Origin of the sequence: Streptomyces sp. NBC_00690, assembly GCF_036226685.1 — a bacterium.
GTDB lineage: Bacteria > Actinomycetota > Actinomycetes > Streptomycetales > Streptomycetaceae > Streptomyces.
This window is the reverse complement of the sequence record NZ_CP109009.1, coordinates 3091995-3110186: the sequence shown is the minus strand read 5'-3', so window position 1 is coordinate 3110186 and position 18192 is coordinate 3091995. Positions and strand designations below refer to the sequence as shown.

The following is an 18192-nucleotide window of genomic DNA, read 5'->3' as shown; positions in this document are numbered from 1 at the left end:
CTCAGAGCTTGAGTCAGCCAAAGGGGGGCGTCAATCCTTCGCGCAGCGGTTTTTCGCGGCGCAACATGAGAACTTCTCATAAAGCGACGTGAAAAGGGTTAGGGCTTAAGGGGAAGTTATGTGGATGGGCATCGACCTCGGCACGCAGAGTGTCCGTGCGGTGGTCGTGGACGACGAGGGCACCGTCCACGGCAGCGGTTCGGCACCCCTGGCCTCCCACCGCGCCGGCGACCGCCATGAGCAGTCGTCTGACGACTGGTGGACCGCCGTCGTCGGTGCCTCCCGGGCCGCGCTCCGCGACGGGCACCGCCCCCGGGCGCTCGCGATCTGCTCCACCTCGGGCACGGTCCTGCTCACCGACCGCCACGGCCGGGCCACCACCCCTGCCGTGATGTACGACGACGGCCGCGCACCGGGCCGCGGCCCCGGCCGGGCCCTGTGGCTCCAGTCGGCGTACGGGCCAGGTCGGGTCACCCACCAGGCGGACCTGATCGCCTCCCGGCTCGCCGGCCGCCCGCTGCCCACGGACTCCAGCCACGCCCTGAAGACGGGGTACGACCCCGAGCGGGAGGTCTTCGACACCCCGGGCCTGCCGACGGCTGACCTGCCCGACGTGGTGCGGCCCGGCACCGTCCTCGGCGAGGTGGACCGGGCCGCAGCCGCCGCGACGGGCATCGCGGCCGGGACCGCGATCGTCGCCGGGATGACCGACGGCTGCGCCGCGCAGATCGCCTCCGGCGCGCTGAGCGTGGGCTCCTGGAACGCCGTCCTGGGCACCACCCTCGTCCTCAAGGGGGTCACCGCCACGCCCCTGCGCGACCCGTCGGGCGTGGTCTACAGCCATCGTTCACCGGACGGCGTCTGGCTCCCCGGCGGTGCGTCGAGCGTCGGCGGCGGAGCACTGCGGTCCGCGTTCCCGGAGGCCGATCCCGCGGCCTTCGACACCCTTGCGGAGGCGTATGAGCCGGCGGGAGTGGTGGCGTACCCGCTGGTCGGGCAGGGCGAACGCTTTCCCTTCCTGGCACCCGACGCTAAGCCGTTCGTCCTGGGTGCCCCGAGGTCGGACGGGGAGTTGTGGGCGGCGCTGCTCCAGGGCGTCGCGCTGGTGGAGCGGCTGTGTCTGGACTATCTGGATCTGTTGGGAGCGCCGGTGGACGCGGCGCTGACGTGTACGGGAGGCGCGGTACGCAGCGCGTACTGGACTCGCCTTCGCGCGGAGGTGTCGGGCCGGACCATGCGCGTGCCCGTCTGTGCCGAACCGGCTCTCGGCATGGCGGTCCTGGCCGCGTACGGCGTCGAGGGAACGGCTTCGCTGGCGGCGGTGGCACGGCGCATGGTCCGGCCGGGGGAGGAGTTCGCACCGCGCGGGGGCGGCCGGTTCACCGAGCCCTATCTGACGCTGGTGGCGGAGTTGGAGCGGCGCGGCTGGCTCCCGGGGCCGGTGGCGGCGCACGCCCGGGCACGTACGGAGAAGGCCCACACCTAATGCACGGCACGACACGGCACGTCCTGAGCGCCCGGTGCCCTTCGACGGCCCAGCGCCGGGCGGTTTGCGATGAACCGTACCGGTACAGCAGTTCGTTGGGGGGAATGTGATCGACGGATGAGGGAGTCCCCATGAGCGCGACGCTGTTGCTGGCCCGACACGGCCAGACCGTGTGGCACGCGGAGAACCGCTATGCGGGCGTCAGCGAGGTGCCCCTCACAGACGAGGGGCGGGACCAGGCCCGTCGGCTCGGCCGCTGGGCCGCCCGTACCCCGATCGACGCGATCTGGACGTCGACGGTCTCCCGGGCGATCGTGACCGCCGAACCGGCTGCCATGGCGCTCAATCTCGTTCCGCAACGTGAATACGACCTCCGGGAGTGTGATTTCGGGGTGATGGAGGGGCGCACGCTCGCCGAGTTCGCGTCCGAGCAGCCCGAGGCCGCGGCGGCGTTCACCGCGGACCCGGTGGCGCATCCGTTTCCTGCTGCGGAGGACCCCAGGGTGGCGGCGCTTCGGGGCGCTGCGGCGCTGCGCCGGATCGCCCGGGAGCACGACGGCGCCCGGGTGCTCGTGGTGGCGCACAACACGCTGCTGCGGCTGGTGCTCTGCGAGCTGTTGTCCCTTCCCCTGCGCAACTATCGGCGGACCTTTCCGGCGTTGCGCAATACCGCGGTGAGCGAAATCCGTCTGGGGCATGATCTGGGACATGACGAGTGCGCACTGCTATCGCTCAATGTGCCGTGCGGCTAGAATATTTCGCCTATTTCCGGTGGTACTCGGGTGCACACCGCCTCATGCGTTTTCATGAGGGTAAAGGCGTGTTGTCGTATAACCGGCGATGAGGCGGGCCCACTGGAAAACCGCTGATTTCTGACCGCGGTGAAGGTAAGTGCCCCTCGGTCGGTGTTCCGTCGCGAGGCGCTGCCTTTCGCCGCGTGATCGGTGCCGCGCGATCGGTGCCGGGGGAGATGCCGTGCGCGCCGTGCTCAGTCGGTAGTGGCTTCGGCCGCGGCGGCCCTGCGTGCCCCGGCCGTCTGCCGTGCATATCCGATCGCCGCGAGCGCGAGCGTCAACCCGCCCGACGACAGCAACTGGGTCCGGGTGTCCGACTCCCTGGCCATCAGGACGAAGACTGCCGCCATCCCGGCCAGCGCCACCCAGGTCAGGACCGGGAACCACCACATCCGGACCACGAGTCGCGACGGGTCCTCGCGCTCGGTCCTGCGGCGCAGGATCAGTTGGGAGATCGCGATGAAGATCCAGACGATGAGGATGATCGCGCCGACCATGTTGAGGAGCCACATGAAGATGTCGTCCGGCCGCCAGTAGCTGAGCAGCACGCATCCGAAGCCGACGACCGACGAGAACAGCACGGCGGCCCGGGGCACTCCACCGGATGCCCGGCCGAGCGCCTTCGGGCCCTGCCCGCGGGCGACGAGGGAGCATGCCATCCGGGAGGCGCCGTAGATGTTGGCGTTCATCGCGGAGAGCAGGGCGATCAACACGACCACGTTCATGATCTGACCGGCGCCGGGAATCCCGAGGTGGTCGAGGGTCGCCACATAGGGCCCCTTCTCCACGACCTTCGGGTCGTTCCACGGCACCAGCGTGACGATCACTGCCATGGAGCCGATGTAGAAGATGGCGATCCGCCACATCGCCGTCCGCACGGCCTTGGCGACCCCGCGCACCGGGTCCTTGGACTCGGCCGCCGCGATGGTGACCGTCTCCAGACCGCCGTACGCGAAGAGGGACGCGAGCAGACCGACCACCAGACCGTCGACGCCCATCGGCATGAAGCCGCCGTCGCCGGAGAGGTTCGCCGTGCCCGGAGCGTCCGAGCCCGGCAGCAGTCCGGTGATCGCGAGGCCGCCGATCACCAGGAAGAGAACGATTGCCAGCACCTTCAAGGCGGCGAACCAGAACTCGAATTCACCAAAATTCTTGACGGCCGCGAGGTTCGTGAGGCAGAAGACCAGCATGAACAGCGCCACCCAGGCCCACTCGGGTGTGCCCGGCATCCAGCCCGTCATGATCTTGGCGGCGCCGATCGCCTCCAGTCCCACGGCCACGCAGAGCAGGAACCAGAACGCCCATCCCGCGGTGAACCCCGCCCAGGGCCCGATCGCCCGCTCGGCGTGGACCGAGAACGATCCGGAGGCGGGGTTGGCCGCGGACATCTCGCCCAGCATCCGCATGACCAGCATCACGAGCAGCCCGGACAGGGCGTACGCGATGACGATGGACGGTCCTGCCTTGGCGATGCCGGCGCCCGATCCCACGAACAGTCCGGCGCCGATCACCCCGCCGAGAGCGATCATCGACAGATGGCGCTGCTTGAGTCCGTGCGAGAGCGTCACGTCGTCCGGGCGGCGATCGACGGGCGGAGGCGCGGAGGTCCGAGACATGGAAGAGCCCTGTTTCCTTGGCAGCGATGGTGCGGCAGGTGATGAGCAAGTTTGAGCATGGTGCCCGGTAACAGGGAACGTATGTCCGCTATACGGGCACGAACTTTACACAAGGTGTCCACCCGTCTACCCGGCCAAGGCGGGGACGAACGTAGGAGCGCTTTAGTGAAAACCTACAGACGCCATGGTTGAGTGCCGTCGAACGAAGGCGGCCCCACCTCAGTGACGAGGGTCACGCCTCCGGGTGCGTGTACCGGCGAGTTTGTTCACTTCCAATGAAGCAGTCCCATCGCCCTTGTCGGTGGATGACGGTGAACGATCGTTCGCCTCTGGGCTACGGTCACTGTGCTTCACCGATTCCTTGCTTCTCCCTACACCTTCCCTCGCCCCGCGGAGTCCCGATGAGCACTGCCACAGCCACCTCACGTCCGGGCGCGGTCCTCGCGGACCTGCTGCCCGCCTCCCGCACCAGGGACATCGCCCTCGTGCTCGGGGGTGCCGCGCTCACGGGCATCGCCGCCCAGATAGCGCTGCCGATCCCCGGCTCCCCGGTCCCGGTCTCCGGCCAGACGTTCGCCGCCCTCCTGGTCGGCACCGCACTCGGCGCCCAGCGGGGCCTGCTCTCGCTCCTGCTCTACGCGTTGGCCGGCATGGCGGGCGTGCCGTGGTTCGCGGAAGGCGCGTCGGGCTGGTCGATGCCGTCCTTCGGCTACATCCTCGGCATGCTGCTCGCCGCCACCGTCGTCGGTGCCCTCGCCCGTCGCGGGGCCGACCGTTCCGTCCTGCGGATGGCCGGCACCATGGCCGTCGGCTCGGTGATCATCTACGCGGTCGGTGTGCCCTATCTGGCGCTCTCCACCGGGATGACGCTCTCCCAGGCGATCGCGGCCGGTCTGACCCCGTTCCTGATCGGCGACGCCCTCAAGGCTGCCCTGGCGATGGGCGCGCTCCCCACCGCCTGGAAGCTGCTCGGCCGCCGCGGCTGAGCAGGGGCACGCGGCCCTCGGGCCGCTGCGGACAACGAGCGAGGCGCGCCGGGCGATATGCCCGGCGCGCCTCGCTCGTTCATATGGTCCGGTGCCGTACCTGACGGTCGAACCGGGACAGGAGCCCCGCACCCGTGCCCGAGTGCTCAGGCGGCCCGCCGATAGCTGCTGCCGTCCCTCGGGCGCACCAGCAGTCCGGAGGTCACCAGATAGCGGCGCAGCGCGGGGAAGTCGTCGTGCACGGTAAGCAGGGCCTCGTTCACCTCGCGCTCGGTGTACTCCCGCTCGGGCGTGAACAGCGTCTCGGCGAGGTGCGTCAGGACCTGTTCGCGGCGGGCCGTCTTGCGGGGGATGGCGGTGAGTCGACCCTGCGAGAACAGGGCGGTGACATCGTGGGCCGTGGCGGATGGTTGAGAACTCATACGGCGAAGCCTCGCCGTGCCGACACCGCCCGGGCAACACGTTTTCCACCCGGCCGGCGTCGATTCGGCAGTCCTCGGCAGTCCTCGGGCAGTCGTTGGGGCGAGTCGGTCGACCACCCCGAGGCAAGCGCCGCGTCAGGTACGGGTCGGATCACCGGCCGCGGGTGCCGGCTTCTGCTGTGGCTTCCCGCGCGGGTTTCCCTGACCGCGCCCGGTGCGGTCCCGCCAGACGGCGATGGCCACCACCACCGCCGCGACCAGCAGTGACAGCAGCATCTGCTCCCGTCCGGTGTCGTCGAAGAGCATGTAGACGATCACGAAGAGGATCATTCCGATCGTCACCCGGGTCAGCCAGGGGAACAGCCACATGCGGACGACCAGCTTCTCCGGGGCCTCCCGCTCGATGATCCGGCGCATCCGCAACTGCGTGCAGCAGATCACCAGCCAGACGAACAGCGCGACCGCGCCCGACGAGTTCAGCAGGAACGCGAAGACCGTGTCGGGCCAGCGGTAGTTGAAGAACACCGCGACGAAGCCGAACAGCACGGACGACAGGATCGCGGCCCGGGGCACTCCGCGGCTGTCCGTCCGGGCGAAGGCCCCAGGGGCGTCACCGCGCTTGCCCAGGGAGAACGCCATCCGCGAGGCCGTGTACAGCCCGGAGTTCAGACAGGACAGGACGGCCGTCAGGACGATGAAGTTCATGATCTGCCCGGCATGGGGGATGCCGATGGAGTTCAGTGCGGCGATGTACGAGCCGTCCTCGGTGATGGCCTTGCTGTTCCAGGGGAGCAGGGTGAGCACCACGAAGATCGAACCGAGGTAGAACACGGCGATCCGCCAGATCACGCTGTTGGTCGCCTTGCGCACCGCGCGCTGGGGGTCGGCCGACTCTCCGGCCGCCAGGGTCACGATCTCGCTGCCCATGAAGGAGAAGACGACCATCAGCACACCGGTGAGGATCGCCCCGTACCCCTCGGGGAAGAAGCCTCCGGAGTCGGTGAGATGGGCGAAGCCCTTGCCCGGATTGTCCGAGCCGGGCAGCAGTCCGAAGACGGCGAGCAACCCGATCACGACGAATGCCCCGATGGCCACCACTTTGATGCCGGCGAACCAGAACTCGAATTCTCCGTACGACCCCACCGACGCCAGATTGGTCGCCGTCAGCACGACCATCACGAGCAGCGCCCAGGCCCACTGGGGAACGGCTGGAATCCATCCCTCCAGAATCACCGCTCCGGCGGTCGCCTCGACCGCCAGTACGACGACCCAGAAGAACCAGTAGAGCCATCCGATCGAGAACCCGGCCCAGCGCCCGATCGCCCTGTCGGCGTACTCCGAGAACGACCCGGACGCGGGGTTCGCGGCGGCCATTTCGCCGAGCATCCGCATCACGAGGACGACCATCAGACCGACGAGCGCGTACGAGAGGAGGATGGCGGGCCCGGCGGCTGCGATGCCCGCGCCCGAACCCACGAACAGTCCGGCGCCGATCACCCCACCGATGGCGATCATGGAAAGATGTCGGTTCTTCAGTCCGGCCTTCAACTCATCCGACGACTGTGACTGTGAAGGCTCTTCCGGCTGCTCACCTTCTTTTGGAAGGGTTTGCTGCGAGGTCATGGTTGATTCCTTTGGTTCGAGAATCGTGTGCGGTGCATTCAGGTGCTGACCCCGCTGACGGCTACCCGCTCATTCGCGTGCCACACTCCCCTCATGCGCGTGTACATCGGTTCCGACCATGCTGGCTACGAACTCAAGAACCACCTCGTCGAGTGGCTCAAGGCCCACGGCCATGACCCGGTCGACTGCGGACCCCACATCTATGACGCCCAGGACGACTACCCGCCGTTCTGCCTCCGTGCCGCGGAGCGTACGGCGGCCGACCCGGACAGCCTCGGCGTCGTGATCGGCGGGTCGGGCAATGGCGAGCAGATCGCCGCGAACAAGGTGAAGGGCGTGCGGGCCGCACTCGCCTGGAGCGAGCAGACCGCCGCCCTCGGTCGCGAGCACAACAACGCCAACGTGGTCGCCGTCGGTGGCCGAATGCATACGCTGGAGGAGTCGACGAAGTTCGTTGAGATCTTCCTCAGCACGCCGTACTCGAACGAGGAGCGCCACACGCGCCGGATCGAGATGCTGACGGCGTACGAGAACACGGGCGAACTCCCCCCGATCCCGGCCCACCACCCTCAGCCGTAACCCCATCAGCCCCGGCGCCCCCAGGTTCCACCTGCGGGGCGCTTGTTCATGCCGCCCCGCAGGGCTGGGCGCACGGAAGCGGGCCGTGTCCGGGGCACAATGGGAGTCTCCGCAGCGGACCAGCACCAAGGATCGACTCCCGTGCCCGAAGGCCACACCATCCACCGTCTCGCGCAGGACCATCGCGAGCGCTTCCTCGATCAGCCCCTGCGCATCACCAGCCCCCAGGGCAAGTTCTCCGACTCGGCCGCCTTGATCGACGGCCAGGTGCTGGATGCGGCCGAGGCCCACGGCAAGCACCTGTTCCTCGGCTTCGGCCCGCTCGGCTGGGTCCACATCCATCTCGGTCTCTTCGGCAAGGTCGACCTCGGGAACGCCCCCGCACCGCCGCCCACCGACACCGTCCGGCTGCGCCTCGCTACCCCCGACGGCTATATGGATCTGCGCGGCCCGACCACCTGTGCGCTGATCACCGACGGCGAGAAGGCCGCGATACACGACCGCCTCGGCCCTGACCCGCTGCGGGCCGACGACGACCCGGGCCGCGCCTTCGCCCGGATCTCCCGCTCGCGCACCACCATCGCCGCACTGCTGCTGGACCAGAAGATCATCTCGGGGGTGGGCAATGTCTACCGCGCCGAGGTGCTGTTCCGGCACAACATCGATCCGTACCGCGCGGGCAAGGACATCGAGCGCGCCGAATGGGATCTGATCTGGGCCGATCTGGTGGAGTTGATGCACGAGGGAGTACGGAACAACCGCATCGACACCGTCCGGCCGGAGCACACCCCCGAGGCCATGGAACGCCCGCCGCGCGTGGATGACCACGGCGGCGAGGTGTACGTCTATCGCCGGGCCCAACTGCCCTGTCACATCTGCTCGACCGAGATCCGCACCGCCGATCTCGCGGCGCGCAATCTCTTCTGGTGCCCGCGCTGCCAGGTGACCACGGTCGGCTAGCCGACCCGGGACAACCGGTGTTCCCGGTCCGGACAGCCGGCCCGGGACAGTCGGGTGTCCCCGGCCCGTTCCCGGGCCGAGGACACAGAGGTTTGCGCCGCTGGACGCTTCCTAGATGTTGTGCGGCACCCAGGGCGCCACATCGCTGCCGAACGCGATCGAAGCCTCGGTCAGCGCCCCTTCGCGGACCTCGCGCACCCGCCCGGCACCGGCGAGCGCCGCGAGCGAGATGCCGCCCATGTAGGCCGCGCCCAACTCCCGTACGGACAAGACCAGGTCCGCCGCGTCCGCCGTCCGCTCGCAGACCGCGCCCTTGGTGTCGCCGGACAGCCGCCAACGCCCTTCGTTCCAGGGACAGAAGGCGTCTTCCACCTCGATCACGAGATCCAGGGCCGTGCGGTACGGGCGGGCCGCCAGCGCGGTGCCGACATCGACGAGCCGTACGTACAGACCGTCCCAGATCCGTGCGTCGCAGCGCCTGATGTCGGAGACGAGGTGCTGCCAGGGGTCGTCGACCGGCCGGTTCTCCATCCGGATCGACGACGTCAGATCGATTCCGGCGAGGAACCGCCACAGCGCCGCGTACGCCACGGGGTCCAACGCGTACAGATCGGTCAGTTGCAGGGAGCCCTTCGGCCCGGCGTTGTCCCAGGCCGGACGGTTGCGGAAGAGGGTGTAGCCGACGGTCTCGCCATCGCGCTCGGCGAGGACGCACTGGAGGTCCGACGCGCCCGCCTTGTCCTCGGATGCGTCCATGATCTGGAGGGGCTCCCAACCGGGCAGCCGGGCGATCATGCCGGGGCGCTCGGGCACCTTGCGCGCATAGATCGCCTCGCAGATGTCGAGGGCGTCCATGGGTTTCACCTTGCGCAGGGTGATGCCGTCCGGGCGCTCCGGCTCGGGGAACCGCACCCGGGAGGTGTCGATCTCCGCCACCAGCTGCCAACTCGCCGTCCCGTAGCCGAAGCGGCCGTAGATCGCGGGTTCGGACGCGGTGAGGATGGCGAGCGGCTCGCCCCACTCCCGTAGGTCATCGAGCTGACGGCGCATCATGGAGGTCAGGATTCCGCGTCGGCGATGGGTGGAGGCGACGCTCACCTCGGTCACCCCGGCCATCCGGACCGCCGACCCACCGGGCACCGTGACGTCGAACCCGAAGGAGCCCGCGGTGCCCACGGACACCGAGCCGTCCCACGCTCCGATCGCCCGAGCCGGATCGGTCAGTTCCTTGATGAGGTCCCGCTTCTCCTGGGCCTGTCGCACGCCACCGAAAGCCTGCTCCAACCCCTCATACCACTGGTCCCACTCGGACGCTTCCAGGACTCGCAGCTCAACGCTCATCCGTCATGCCTAACAAAGAGCGACCATGATCGGCGAACGAATATTCGGTGTGTCGGTGGTCCCCGGCCAGGTGCGGGCGGGCCGGGGGCCGGCTTCGGGCCCGTCGAGCGGTGCCGGCGTGGTATCAATCACAGCGGGCCCGCGCCCGGCGGCCTCACTTCAGCGCACGGTCGATGGCCGGAACTACCATGTGCCCTTCTGGCCCGATGTCTGGTCTGGACCATTACATCTAGGTGGCGCCGACAGCCGCCAACTGTACGAGGCGGTCGTTCCGGCGCAATTTCACCCCTTCCGGGCCTCGATCGGACACCAGTCCTCTCCTGTGATAGAGCTCGCAGCCGTCCGGTGGGCCAGCCCCGCTGCCGACAGAACGCCAGCTCAGAGGGCGTGCGGATCACTCACGGCCCGTCAGGGTGTAAGAGCCATACAGCACTTGTCATATGCCGTGACTATCTACCGATACGTCGACAGAGCGACCCGATTTCGAACGCATTGTCATAGGGGTCCCCCTGCACGAACGGGCTATGGGTCGATAAGGTCACACGACAATGGCCCGTGGCAGAGCAGCAGACTCACTGGGGGCTCGGTGGCGCAAGGCGACCCACCGGGCCAGAATCGCGCTGCGCAAATCCGCGGTCGACTACTTCCGTGGCGATGGCTCGGACACGGTGGCCCTCACCGGGCTGCTGCTGACCGTCCCGGCCATCACCTGGGGCACGATCACCAAGTCCGAGTGGATCTCTCCGTCCGCACTGGTGCTGCCGATCGTCGCGGGCGCGTTGATCCTGCGTCCAGCGAGCCTGCTCGGTCTGTACGCGGCCTGCGCTGCGGGCCTGATCGTGGAGACCTTCAACCTCGGCCCCTATGACGACGGCCCCGACCGGGTCACCCCCGGCACGGTCCTCGTCGTGGCGGCCTGCGGATTCTTCGGACTGCTGATCGCCCAGTTCCGGGCCCGGGTCGGCGTCCCCTGGAGACGCGGCGGAACCATGCTCTTCGACCTGCGTGAACGCATCGCCGTCCAGAGCGCCCTACCGCGGCTGCGCAAGGGCTGGCACCACGAGATGGCCCTGCGCCCCGCGGGCGGTCAGTCGTTCTCCGGTGACTTCGTGGTCGCGGCCCGCACCAACGGCGGCCGTACGCTCGAAGTCGTCCTCACCGATGTGTCCGGCAAGGGGATGGACGCGGCTTCGCGCGCCCTGCTGCTCTCCGGCGCCTTCGGCGGTCTGCTCGGCTCGCTGCCCCCGCACCGCTTTCTCCATGCAGCCAACGGCTATCTGCTCAGACAGAACTGGGACGAGGGCTTCGCCACCTCGATCCATCTCGTCCTGGACCTGGAGTCCGGGGACTACGAGCTGTTCTCGGCAGGCCACCTCCCGGCGCTCCAGCTCAGCGCGGGCAATGGCCAGTGGGAGGAGAAGTCCGGCGATGGCCCGCTGCTGGGGGTGTACGACGGGGCGCAGTTCGACCCGGTGAAGGGTTCCCTGCGCCCCGGCGATGTGCTGATGCTCTTCACGGACGGCCTGGTGGAGGCTTCCGGCCAGGACCTCAGCGAAGGCATGGACCGTCTGACCGGTGAGGCCGACCGCTATGTCTCCTCCGGTTTCGAAGGGGCGGCCTGGCATCTCATCGAGACGGTCGCGAAGGACGTCAACGACGACCGGGCGCTGTTGCTGCTGTGCCGGGACGCCTGAGTCCTACGCGGGGTTGAGTGCTCCGCGCGATGCGGCCTCGGTGAAGAGCGCGAACGCGGCGGGCGCGACGCTGAAGGACCCACGGCCCGGGTCCTTGGAATCACGGACGGCGATACGGCAGGGCTGTGCGGCGACCTCGACGCACTGGCTCTGGGAGGCCCCGCTGTGCGAGGACTTCTGCCAGCTGGCCGAACCGAGGGGCGCGCACTCTATGCAATCTCCACCGGTGTCACCGCTGTAAGTCGACTTCCGCCAGGCCACGCTGCCCAGCGTCGCGCACTCGACGCAGTTTCCACCAGTGTCTCCGCTGTACGACGACTTACGCCATAGAGCGCTCGTCGGACTCGGGTTGCTCCCCATAACGCTCCTCCATTACGCGGGCGATCAGCGCCGCTGAATCCCTCACGGAGAGGGCAGCGGCCTGGAGGCGATCGTAACGGAGCGAACCCTCTTGAATACTCTCGGGGTTGGCCGTCATATGGCCCTGGATGAAGTCCTCGGTGTAGACGATGTCCGGATCGTCCCCGAAGCGGAGGATGTTGAACGAGCCTGTCAGGCCCTCGTGTTCACCGACTTCGAAGGGGAGCACCTGAATGTCGAGCCACTTTCGTTGGTGCAGGGCGAGCAGATGCTGCAACTGCCGTCGCATCACCCGCTTCCCCCCGATCTCCTGGTGAAGGGCCGCCTCGCCGAGGACCACCCAGGTCGCGGGCGGACGGGACCGCTCCAGGACGCGCTGGCGTTCCATCCTGGCCGCGACACGGCCATCGAGGTCCTCGTCGGTCCGCGCGCCGAGGATCGCCCGGGCGTATCCCTCGGTCTGGATCAGTCCGTACACCAACTGTGGCTGGAACGTGGAGATGAAGGTTGCCCGTGCCTCCATTTCTGCGTATGGCTGGAACCAGGAGGGAAGTTGGCTGCGGAGCACCAGCCCCACCAGCCGGGAGAACATCCCGTCCGTGCCCAGGCCGGCATCCACGCGCTCCGAGAAGTCGCGGGTGGGCACCTTCTTCGTCGTTTCGATCTGGCCCACGAGCGAGCCGGTGCAGAAGACAATCGATCCGAGCTGAGCCTGGCTCAGCCCTGCGGCTTCACGCAGTCGTCGCAGTTCCGAGCCGTAGTAGTCGAGCGGTGATGCGCTCGGGTCCAGGTTTCGAACAGCAGTCACGCCGTCCCCCAACGATTGGCAAGGTTGCTCACTTTTGGTAGTCAAGCCTAAGCAGTTGGCGGCAACCTAGGAGGGGAAAAGAGCCAACTAATCGTGCACCATCGGGAGTTATCGTGCAGTTGATCGACCCCGAGCCATCCCTGAGCTATCGGATGAGCTTCACTGTCGGTGACCACGCAGCGCGTCACGTTCGCCGGATCGCGCGCTCGTACCTCCACGATTGGGAGCTCGATGCGTTGGCGGACACGGTCGCGCTCGGGCTGACCGAGCTGCTGGCCAACGTCGTACGCCATGTGCCTGGGCGGCACTGTGCGCTCGCGTTGCTGCGGCTGCCGTGGGGGGTGCGGGTCGAGGTCGGCGACGAGGGGCCCGGAATGCCGAAGACGCCCGCCCCCGTCGATCCCGAAGGACTCGATGAGGGCGGGCGCGGATTGCTGCTGATCGCGGCGCTGGCCGATCGCTGGGGCGTCGTACCGCTCACGCCGACGGGCAAGACCGTGTGGTTCGAGTGCGAGGCGCCGCAGCCGCTGTCGGTCTCAGCCGACGTGGGAAGCGATGGGCTCGGGTTTCCGCTGTTTCGGCAGGAAGCGGGCGAGCAGGTGTGACCGTCCGGCGATCATGGGTGCCAGCACGGCCAGGACCAGGACGTATCCCGCGATGAACGGCGAGAGACGGTCGTCCAGTCCGGCGGCTGCCGCCATCGTCGCCAGGATCAGCGCGAACTCACCACGGGCCAGCAGGGTGGTGGAGATGTTGGCGGCCGGGCCGGGGCCGAAGTCGTAGATCCGGGCGGCGGCGAGCCCTGCGAGGACGTTCATGGCGAGCGTCACGGCGACGGCCGCGAGGACCGGCCACAGCACGGTCGGCAGATCGCCCGGGTCGATCGAGAGACCGAACCCGAAGAAGAAGATGGCGCCGAAGGCGTCCCGCAGCGGGTGCACCAGTTTGAGGATGCGCTCCCCGGACGTGGTGCTGCCCAGCATCAGACCGACCATGAAGGCGCCGATCGCGTCCGCGACCCCGAACCACTCCGAGACACCGGCCATGAAGACGGCAGCGCCCAGGAAGGAGATGACCAGGAGTTCATCGTCCGGGGTGTTCATCAACCGGCCGATGACCTTGGTGCCGAACCGTGCGGCCAGGGCGAGCAGCAGCAGGAAGCCGAACGCCTTCCCACCGTCCATCACGGCGGCCGAGAGGCTGTTCGCCCCCGACAGGATGGGTTGGAGGGCGGCGAGGTAGAGGGCGAGGAAGATGTCCTCGACCACGATGATCCCGAGGATGGGTTTGGTCTCGGGGTTGCCGATGCGGCCCAGGTCCACGAGGACCTTCGTCACGATCGCGGACGAGGAGATGCCGAGGACGCCGGCGAGCACCAGGGCTTCGCCCGTGCCCCAGCCGAGCGCGAAGCCGAAGCCGAGGCCCGCTCCCACGTTCAGCAGCAGATAGACGCCACCGGCGATGGCCATCTTCCGGCCGCCGGCTTTGAGGTCGTCGAGATGGAATTCAAGGCCCAGGTAGAAGAGGAGGAGGACCAGGCCGAGGGCCGAGAGCATCTCCAGGTCGTGCGGATCGGAGAGCAGCACGATGCCGGGCGTATGGGGGCCGAGCAGAATGCCGGCCAGGATGAAGAGGGGGATCGTGGGCAGGCCGATGCGGCCACCGAGGCGGGCGAGGAAGGCGGCTGCGAGGAAGGCGCCGCCCATGGCTATGAGGGTGTCTGCGTGTCCGATGGGCTCATCCTCACTGTGTAAACAAGAGCATCAAGAGGGCGTCAAGAAACCGTCAGTAATTAGTTTACCAAATGATTGACCTTGCAACTATTGCGGAGTGCACTCGGGTGCCTGCCGCCCCAGGGTGGTGGGGCAATCCCCACCCTCGATCGGCCGGTCAACGCCATGGTTGTAGGGGCCCGTTGATCCGTAGCGTCTACCCCGTTGACCTGCACGGATAGTGAAGACGGAGACGATCATGGGGCTGCGGCGCAGCAAGCGGCGGAACGAGTCGGCGGCAGCGGGAGCGGCCTACGACCACGGCCAGGGCCACGGTCAGGGCGGCGCCGCGGCGGTCGAACTCCGTGGCGTACGGCGTCAGTACGGCACCCGACGCGGTGCCGTCCACGCACTCCGCGGCATCGACCTCGTCCTTGCGCACGGCTCCTTCACCGCCGTCATGGGCCCCTCAGGCTCGGGCAAGTCGACCTTCCTCCAGTGCGCGGCCGGACTCGACCGGCCCACCGAAGGATCCGTACGCCTCGGCGGTACCGAGATCACCGGCATGAGCGAGAACAAGCTCACCCTGCTGCGGCGCACCCGGCTCGGCTTCGTCTTCCAGGCGTTCAATCTGCTGCCGTCGCTCACCGTGGAACAGAACGTCCTGCTGCCCATGCGTCTCGCCGGCGAACGGCCCGACCGCCGCCGTGCCGCCGAGGTGCTGACGCAAGTCGGCCTCGGCGACAAGAGCGCCCGCAGGCCGTCCGAACTCTCCGGAGGCCAGCAACAGCGGGTCGCCCTCGCCCGGGCGCTCGTCACCCAGCCCGATGTGATCTTCGCTGACGAACCCACCGGCGCGCTCGACACCACCACCGCATCCGAAGTGCTCCAACTGTTGCGCTCCGCCGTGGACGGCCTCGGCGCCACCGTCGTCATGGTCACCCACGACCCGATCGCCGCGGCGTACGCGGACCGGGTGCTGTTCCTCGCCGACGGCTCGATCGTCGACAGCCTGGACCGTGCCGACCCGGGCACGATCGCCGACCGGATGCGCTCCCTGACCGCCCCGGCCCCGGCCCACACCTACGCCGGGATGGTGGCCTGATGTCCGGCCCCAACGGCCTGGCCCGGGCCGCGATCCGCTTCAAACCGTCGGCGTTCATCGGGACCCTCGTCGCCCTGATGATGACCGCCATGATCGTCTCCGCCTGCGGGATCATGCTGGAGACCGGGGTACGCGCCAGCGTGCCGCCCAGCCGCTACGAAGCCGCGCCCGTGGTGGTCGCCGCGGACCAGCAGATCCGGTACACCGTCGGTTCGGGCGAGGACAGGTCGGCCGAGTACGTACAGGTTCCCGACCGGGCCCGGGTGGACGCATCCCTCGTACGGACAGTGGCGGCAGCCCCCGGTGTGGCGGCGGCCGTCCCCGATGTGGTGTTCCCCGTACAGCCCGTGCCGTCCGTACCGCCCGTGCAGAAGGGCGGGGCATCGCTGAACGCCCAGGGCTGGGGATCGACCGCCTTCACCGGGACCGAACTGACCGAAGGAGCCGCGCCGCGCACCGGCGATGTCGTCCTCGGCGGGTCAGCTGCGAAGATCGGCGACCGGGTCCGACTGGAAACCCCCGCGGGCGCACAGGAGTTCCGGGTCTCCGGGCTCACCCGGGACCAGGGAGTGTGGTTCAACACCTCCGAGGCCGTACGGCTGTCCGGACACCCCGGCAAGCTGGACGCCATCGCCGTACTCCCCGAGCCCGGGGTCTCCGCGGGGGAGTTGTCCGGGCAGGTCCGCCAGGCAGTCGACGGCAAGGCGAAGATCCGCACCGCCGACACCCGCGGCACCTTGGAGGACCCCCTCCTCGCCACGGCGAAGGAAACACTGATCGCGCTGGGCGCCTCCTTCGGCGGCATCGCCACCATGGTCGCCGTGTTCACCGCGGCCGGTACGGTCGCCCTCTCCGTTGGGCTGCGCCGCCGGGAGTTCGCCCTGCTGCGGGCGATCGGCGCCACTCCGCGCCAGATCCGCCGCACCATCGCCACCGAAGCACTCCTGGTCGCCCCACTGGCGGGAGCGCTGGGCTGTGTGCCGGGGGTGGCGCTGGCGAACTGGTGGTTCGGACAGTTGAAGGAGAAGGGCGCCGTTCCCGAAGCCGTGGAACTGGCCGTCTCCCCTCTTCCCCTGTCGATCGCGGTCGCCGCCTGTCTGGTCACCGCACTGATCGCGGGCTGGGCCGCTGCCCGTCGACCCGCGAAGATCAAGCCCGGTGAGGCACTGGCCGACGCCGCCGTCGAACGGGTCGGCCTCGGCAAGATCCGCACCCCGCTGGGAATCGCCGCCCTGGCCGGTGGAGTGGCGCTCACCGGGGTGGCGGCCAGCACCTCGGGGGAGGACGCGGCCAACACCGCCCTCGGCGTGGTCATGTGCTTCATGCTCGCCGTCGCCCTGCTCGGTCCGCTGATCGCCCGGGTCTGCGCGGGACTCTTCGGGCTGCCGCTGCGCGCGGCCGGCGCCTCGGCGTCCCTGGCCGCCGCCAACTCCCGTGCCAACGCCCGACGACTGGCGTCCGCGATGACCCCGATCGTGCTGGCGATGGCCTTCTCCTCCGTACTGATCTTCCTCCAGACCAGTACGGACCGGGCGACCGAGGAGCAGCAGCGCGCCGGAATCAAGGCCGACCATCTGGTGAGCGCGCCCGGTGGACTGCCGCTGGACGCCGTCGATCGGGCCGAAAGCGTCCCCGGTGTCACGGCGGCCGTCGGCCTGGTGCGCACCTCGGTCCTGGTGCCTTCCGATACAGCGGGCGACACCTCCTGGCTGTCCGCTTCCGTCCAGGGCATCCAGGGCGACCCGGCAGCGCTGGCGAAGGTGCAGGACCTCGATGTGCGGAAGGGCTCGATGGGAGCGCTCGCCCCGGGGAAGATCGCCCTTGATCAGGTCGTGGCCGACCGTACCGGCGCGAAGGTCGGCGACCGGATGCAGATCCGCCTGCCCGATGGGACCCCCGCCGAGCCCGAGATCGTGGCCCTCTACGGCAGGGGCCTCGGCTTCGCCGAGATCACGCTGCCGGCCGCCGACCTCAGGGGCCGGGTCACCTCTCCCTATGCACAGGACCTCCTGGTGCGCGGCACCCCGGAGGCGGCCGACGCACTGGCCGAACTCGGGACCGTCCGCGATCGCGCCGGCTATGCGACCGCCGCGAGCCTCGACCGGGAGCTGAATGCCTGGGGCAATCGCGTCATGGCGGCCATCCTCGGCGGCTTCGCGGCCGTCGCGGCGGCGAACACCTTGGTGATGACGGTGCTGGACCGCCGCCGCGAGTTGGGGATGCTCCGACTGATCGGCTCCACCCGCCGCCAGGTGCTGGGCATGATCCGTTGGGAAGCGCTCCTGGTCACCGGTGCCGGAGTGGTCCTGGGTTCGGCGATCGCGCTGGCCACGCTGGTGCCGATGATGAAGGGGCTCACCGGTCAGGCCCCTTATGTGCCACCGCTGGTGTACGGGTCGTTCGTGGCGGCGATCGCGCTGTTGGGGCTCACCGCGACGGCGCTGCCCGCCCGGGCGGCCCTTCGCGATCGCACCGGCTGAGCGCCGGCTGAGCCGGCGCAGACAGCTCCGGCGCACGGTCCGGACATGCTCCCGTAGGTGCCTCGGAAGCGATCGTGCGCGTGCCCCGGAAGCCGTTGAGGCTTCCGGGGCACTTCGTCGTGTACGGCATGAGTCCTCGGACCGGACCGGCACAAGTCCTCCGTCCGGGCGCAGACGGGTCCGAGGTCCCTGGTGTACAGCGTCGTAGGTCGATAAATTCCGCGTT

The 18192-nt window shown here is 68.8% G+C and carries 16 protein-coding genes; 9 read left to right on the top strand and 7 right to left on the bottom strand.

Annotation, left to right across the window (positions count from 1 at the left end; genetic code table 11):
* The first annotated feature begins 118 nt into the window (after positions 1–118).
* Entirely contained in the window at positions 119–1486 is a 1368-nt protein-coding gene (locus OID54_RS13715; protein ID WP_329018937.1) for an FGGY-family carbohydrate kinase, read from the top strand.
* Positions 1487–1617: 131 nt separating this feature from the next.
* Positions 1618–2238, top strand: coding sequence for a histidine phosphatase family protein (locus OID54_RS13710; RefSeq protein WP_329018934.1), 621 nt, complete (start codon positions 1618–1620; stop codon positions 2236–2238).
* Between the two features lie 236 nt (positions 2239–2474).
* On the opposite strand, the gene OID54_RS13705 is transcribed toward OID54_RS13710, so the two are convergent.
* Complete coding sequence (locus OID54_RS13705; RefSeq protein WP_329018932.1) at positions 2475–3896, bottom strand: amino acid permease; 1422 nt, start codon at positions 3894–3896, stop codon at positions 2475–2477.
* Positions 3897–4297: 401 nt separating this feature from the next.
* Between OID54_RS13705 and OID54_RS13700 the strand changes: the two genes are divergently transcribed.
* Positions 4298–4882 carry a biotin transporter BioY gene (locus OID54_RS13700; RefSeq protein WP_329018930.1) on the top strand — a complete coding sequence of 195 codons (585 nt, stop codon included), beginning with the start codon at positions 4298–4300 and terminating at the stop codon, positions 4880–4882.
* 146 nt (positions 4883–5028) lie between these two features.
* Here the strand turns inward: OID54_RS13700 and OID54_RS13695 are convergent, their stop codons facing one another.
* Both OID54_RS13695 and OID54_RS13690 read right to left on the bottom strand, forming a co-directional pair.
* The gene (locus OID54_RS13695) at positions 5029–5304 is read right to left on the bottom strand and encodes a DUF2087 domain-containing protein (protein WP_329018927.1); all 276 of its coding nucleotides are present in this window, start codon (positions 5302–5304) and stop codon (positions 5029–5031) included.
* A gap of 135 nt (positions 5305–5439) precedes the next feature.
* Positions 5440–6927, bottom strand: a complete 1488-nt coding sequence (locus tag OID54_RS13690; RefSeq protein ID WP_329018924.1) for an amino acid permease — start codon at positions 6925–6927, stop codon at positions 5440–5442.
* A gap of 93 nt (positions 6928–7020) precedes the next feature.
* Here OID54_RS13690 and OID54_RS13685 point away from each other — a divergent pair, with 93 nt between their 5' ends.
* Positions 7021–7506, top strand: coding sequence for a ribose-5-phosphate isomerase (locus OID54_RS13685; RefSeq protein ID WP_329018922.1), 486 nt, complete (start codon positions 7021–7023; stop codon positions 7504–7506).
* Between the two features lie 141 nt (positions 7507–7647).
* Positions 7648–8466 carry an Fpg/Nei family DNA glycosylase gene (locus OID54_RS13680; RefSeq protein ID WP_329018920.1) on the top strand — a complete coding sequence of 273 codons (819 nt, stop codon included), beginning with the start codon at positions 7648–7650 and terminating at the stop codon, positions 8464–8466.
* A gap of 111 nt (positions 8467–8577) precedes the next feature.
* Here the strand turns inward: OID54_RS13680 and OID54_RS13675 are convergent, their stop codons facing one another.
* The gene (locus OID54_RS13675; RefSeq protein WP_329018917.1) at positions 8578–9807 is read right to left on the bottom strand and encodes a GNAT family N-acetyltransferase; all 1230 of its coding nucleotides are present in this window, start codon (positions 9805–9807) and stop codon (positions 8578–8580) included.
* Between the two features lie 548 nt (positions 9808–10355).
* Between OID54_RS13675 and OID54_RS13670 the strand changes: the two genes are divergently transcribed.
* The gene (locus OID54_RS13670; protein ID WP_329018914.1) at positions 10356–11501 is read left to right on the top strand and encodes a PP2C family protein-serine/threonine phosphatase; all 1146 of its coding nucleotides are present in this window, start codon (positions 10356–10358) and stop codon (positions 11499–11501) included.
* A 3-nt stretch (positions 11502–11504) separates the two neighbouring features.
* On the opposite strand, the gene OID54_RS13665 is transcribed toward OID54_RS13670, so the two are convergent.
* Together OID54_RS13665 and OID54_RS13660 are read right to left on the bottom strand one after the other, a co-directional pair.
* On the bottom strand, positions 11505–11762 hold the full coding sequence (locus tag OID54_RS13665) for a DUF397 domain-containing protein (protein ID WP_329027483.1): 258 nt from the start codon (positions 11760–11762) through the stop codon (positions 11505–11507).
* Between the two features lie 58 nt (positions 11763–11820).
* Positions 11821–12669, bottom strand: a complete 849-nt coding sequence (locus OID54_RS13660) for a helix-turn-helix domain-containing protein (protein ID WP_329018911.1) — start codon at positions 12667–12669, stop codon at positions 11821–11823.
* Between the two features lie 113 nt (positions 12670–12782).
* Between OID54_RS13660 and OID54_RS13655 the strand changes: the two genes are divergently transcribed.
* A complete protein-coding gene (locus OID54_RS13655) occupies positions 12783–13274 on the top strand; it encodes an ATP-binding protein (protein ID WP_329018908.1) in 492 nt (163 codons plus the stop codon).
* On the opposite strand, the gene OID54_RS13650 is transcribed toward OID54_RS13655, so the two are convergent.
* A complete protein-coding gene (locus tag OID54_RS13650; protein WP_329018905.1) occupies positions 13206–14375 on the bottom strand; it encodes a cation:proton antiporter in 1170 nt (389 codons plus the stop codon). The genes OID54_RS13655 and OID54_RS13650 overlap by 69 nt on opposite strands.
* Positions 14376–14640: 265 nt before the next feature.
* On the opposite strand from OID54_RS13650, the gene OID54_RS13645 reads away from it, so the two are divergent.
* Both OID54_RS13645 and OID54_RS13640 read left to right on the top strand, forming a co-directional pair.
* Complete coding sequence (locus tag OID54_RS13645; RefSeq protein WP_329018902.1) at positions 14641–15486, top strand: ABC transporter ATP-binding protein; 846 nt, start codon at positions 14641–14643, stop codon at positions 15484–15486.
* A complete protein-coding gene (locus tag OID54_RS13640; protein ID WP_329018899.1) occupies positions 15486–17966 on the top strand; it encodes an ABC transporter permease in 2481 nt (826 codons plus the stop codon). Before OID54_RS13645 ends, OID54_RS13640 begins: the two co-directional genes overlap by 1 nt.
* Positions 17967–18192: the final 226 nt, after the last annotated feature.

Bases quoted from the DNA above. Each gene is read 5' to 3' on its own strand.
- OID54_RS13715 (WP_329018937.1), top strand. From the start codon at position 119: ATGTGGATGGGCATCGACCTCGGCACGCAGAGTGTCCGTGCGGTGGTC.
- OID54_RS13710 (WP_329018934.1), top strand. From the start codon at position 1,618: ATGAGCGCGACGCTGTTGCTGGCCCGACACGGCCAGACCGTGTGGCAC.
- OID54_RS13705 (WP_329018932.1), bottom strand. From the start codon at position 3,896: ATGTCTCGGACCTCCGCGCCTCCGCCCGTCGATCGCCGCCCGGACGAC.
- OID54_RS13700 (WP_329018930.1), top strand. From the start codon at position 4,298: ATGAGCACTGCCACAGCCACCTCACGTCCGGGCGCGGTCCTCGCGGAC.
- OID54_RS13695 (WP_329018927.1), bottom strand. From the start codon at position 5,304: ATGAGTTCTCAACCATCCGCCACGGCCCACGATGTCACCGCCCTGTTC.
- OID54_RS13690 (WP_329018924.1), bottom strand. From the start codon at position 6,927: ATGACCTCGCAGCAAACCCTTCCAAAAGAAGGTGAGCAGCCGGAAGAG.
- OID54_RS13685 (WP_329018922.1), top strand. From the start codon at position 7,021: ATGCGCGTGTACATCGGTTCCGACCATGCTGGCTACGAACTCAAGAAC.
- OID54_RS13675 (WP_329018917.1), bottom strand. From the start codon at position 9,807: ATGAGCGTTGAGCTGCGAGTCCTGGAAGCGTCCGAGTGGGACCAGTGG.
- OID54_RS13670 (WP_329018914.1), top strand. From the start codon at position 10,356: ATGGCCCGTGGCAGAGCAGCAGACTCACTGGGGGCTCGGTGGCGCAAG.
- OID54_RS13650 (WP_329018905.1), bottom strand. From the start codon at position 14,375: ATGGGCGGCGCCTTCCTCGCAGCCGCCTTCCTCGCCCGCCTCGGTGGC.
- OID54_RS13645 (WP_329018902.1), top strand. From the start codon at position 14,641: ATGGGGCTGCGGCGCAGCAAGCGGCGGAACGAGTCGGCGGCAGCGGGA.
- OID54_RS13640 (WP_329018899.1), top strand. From the start codon at position 15,486: ATGTCCGGCCCCAACGGCCTGGCCCGGGCCGCGATCCGCTTCAAACCG.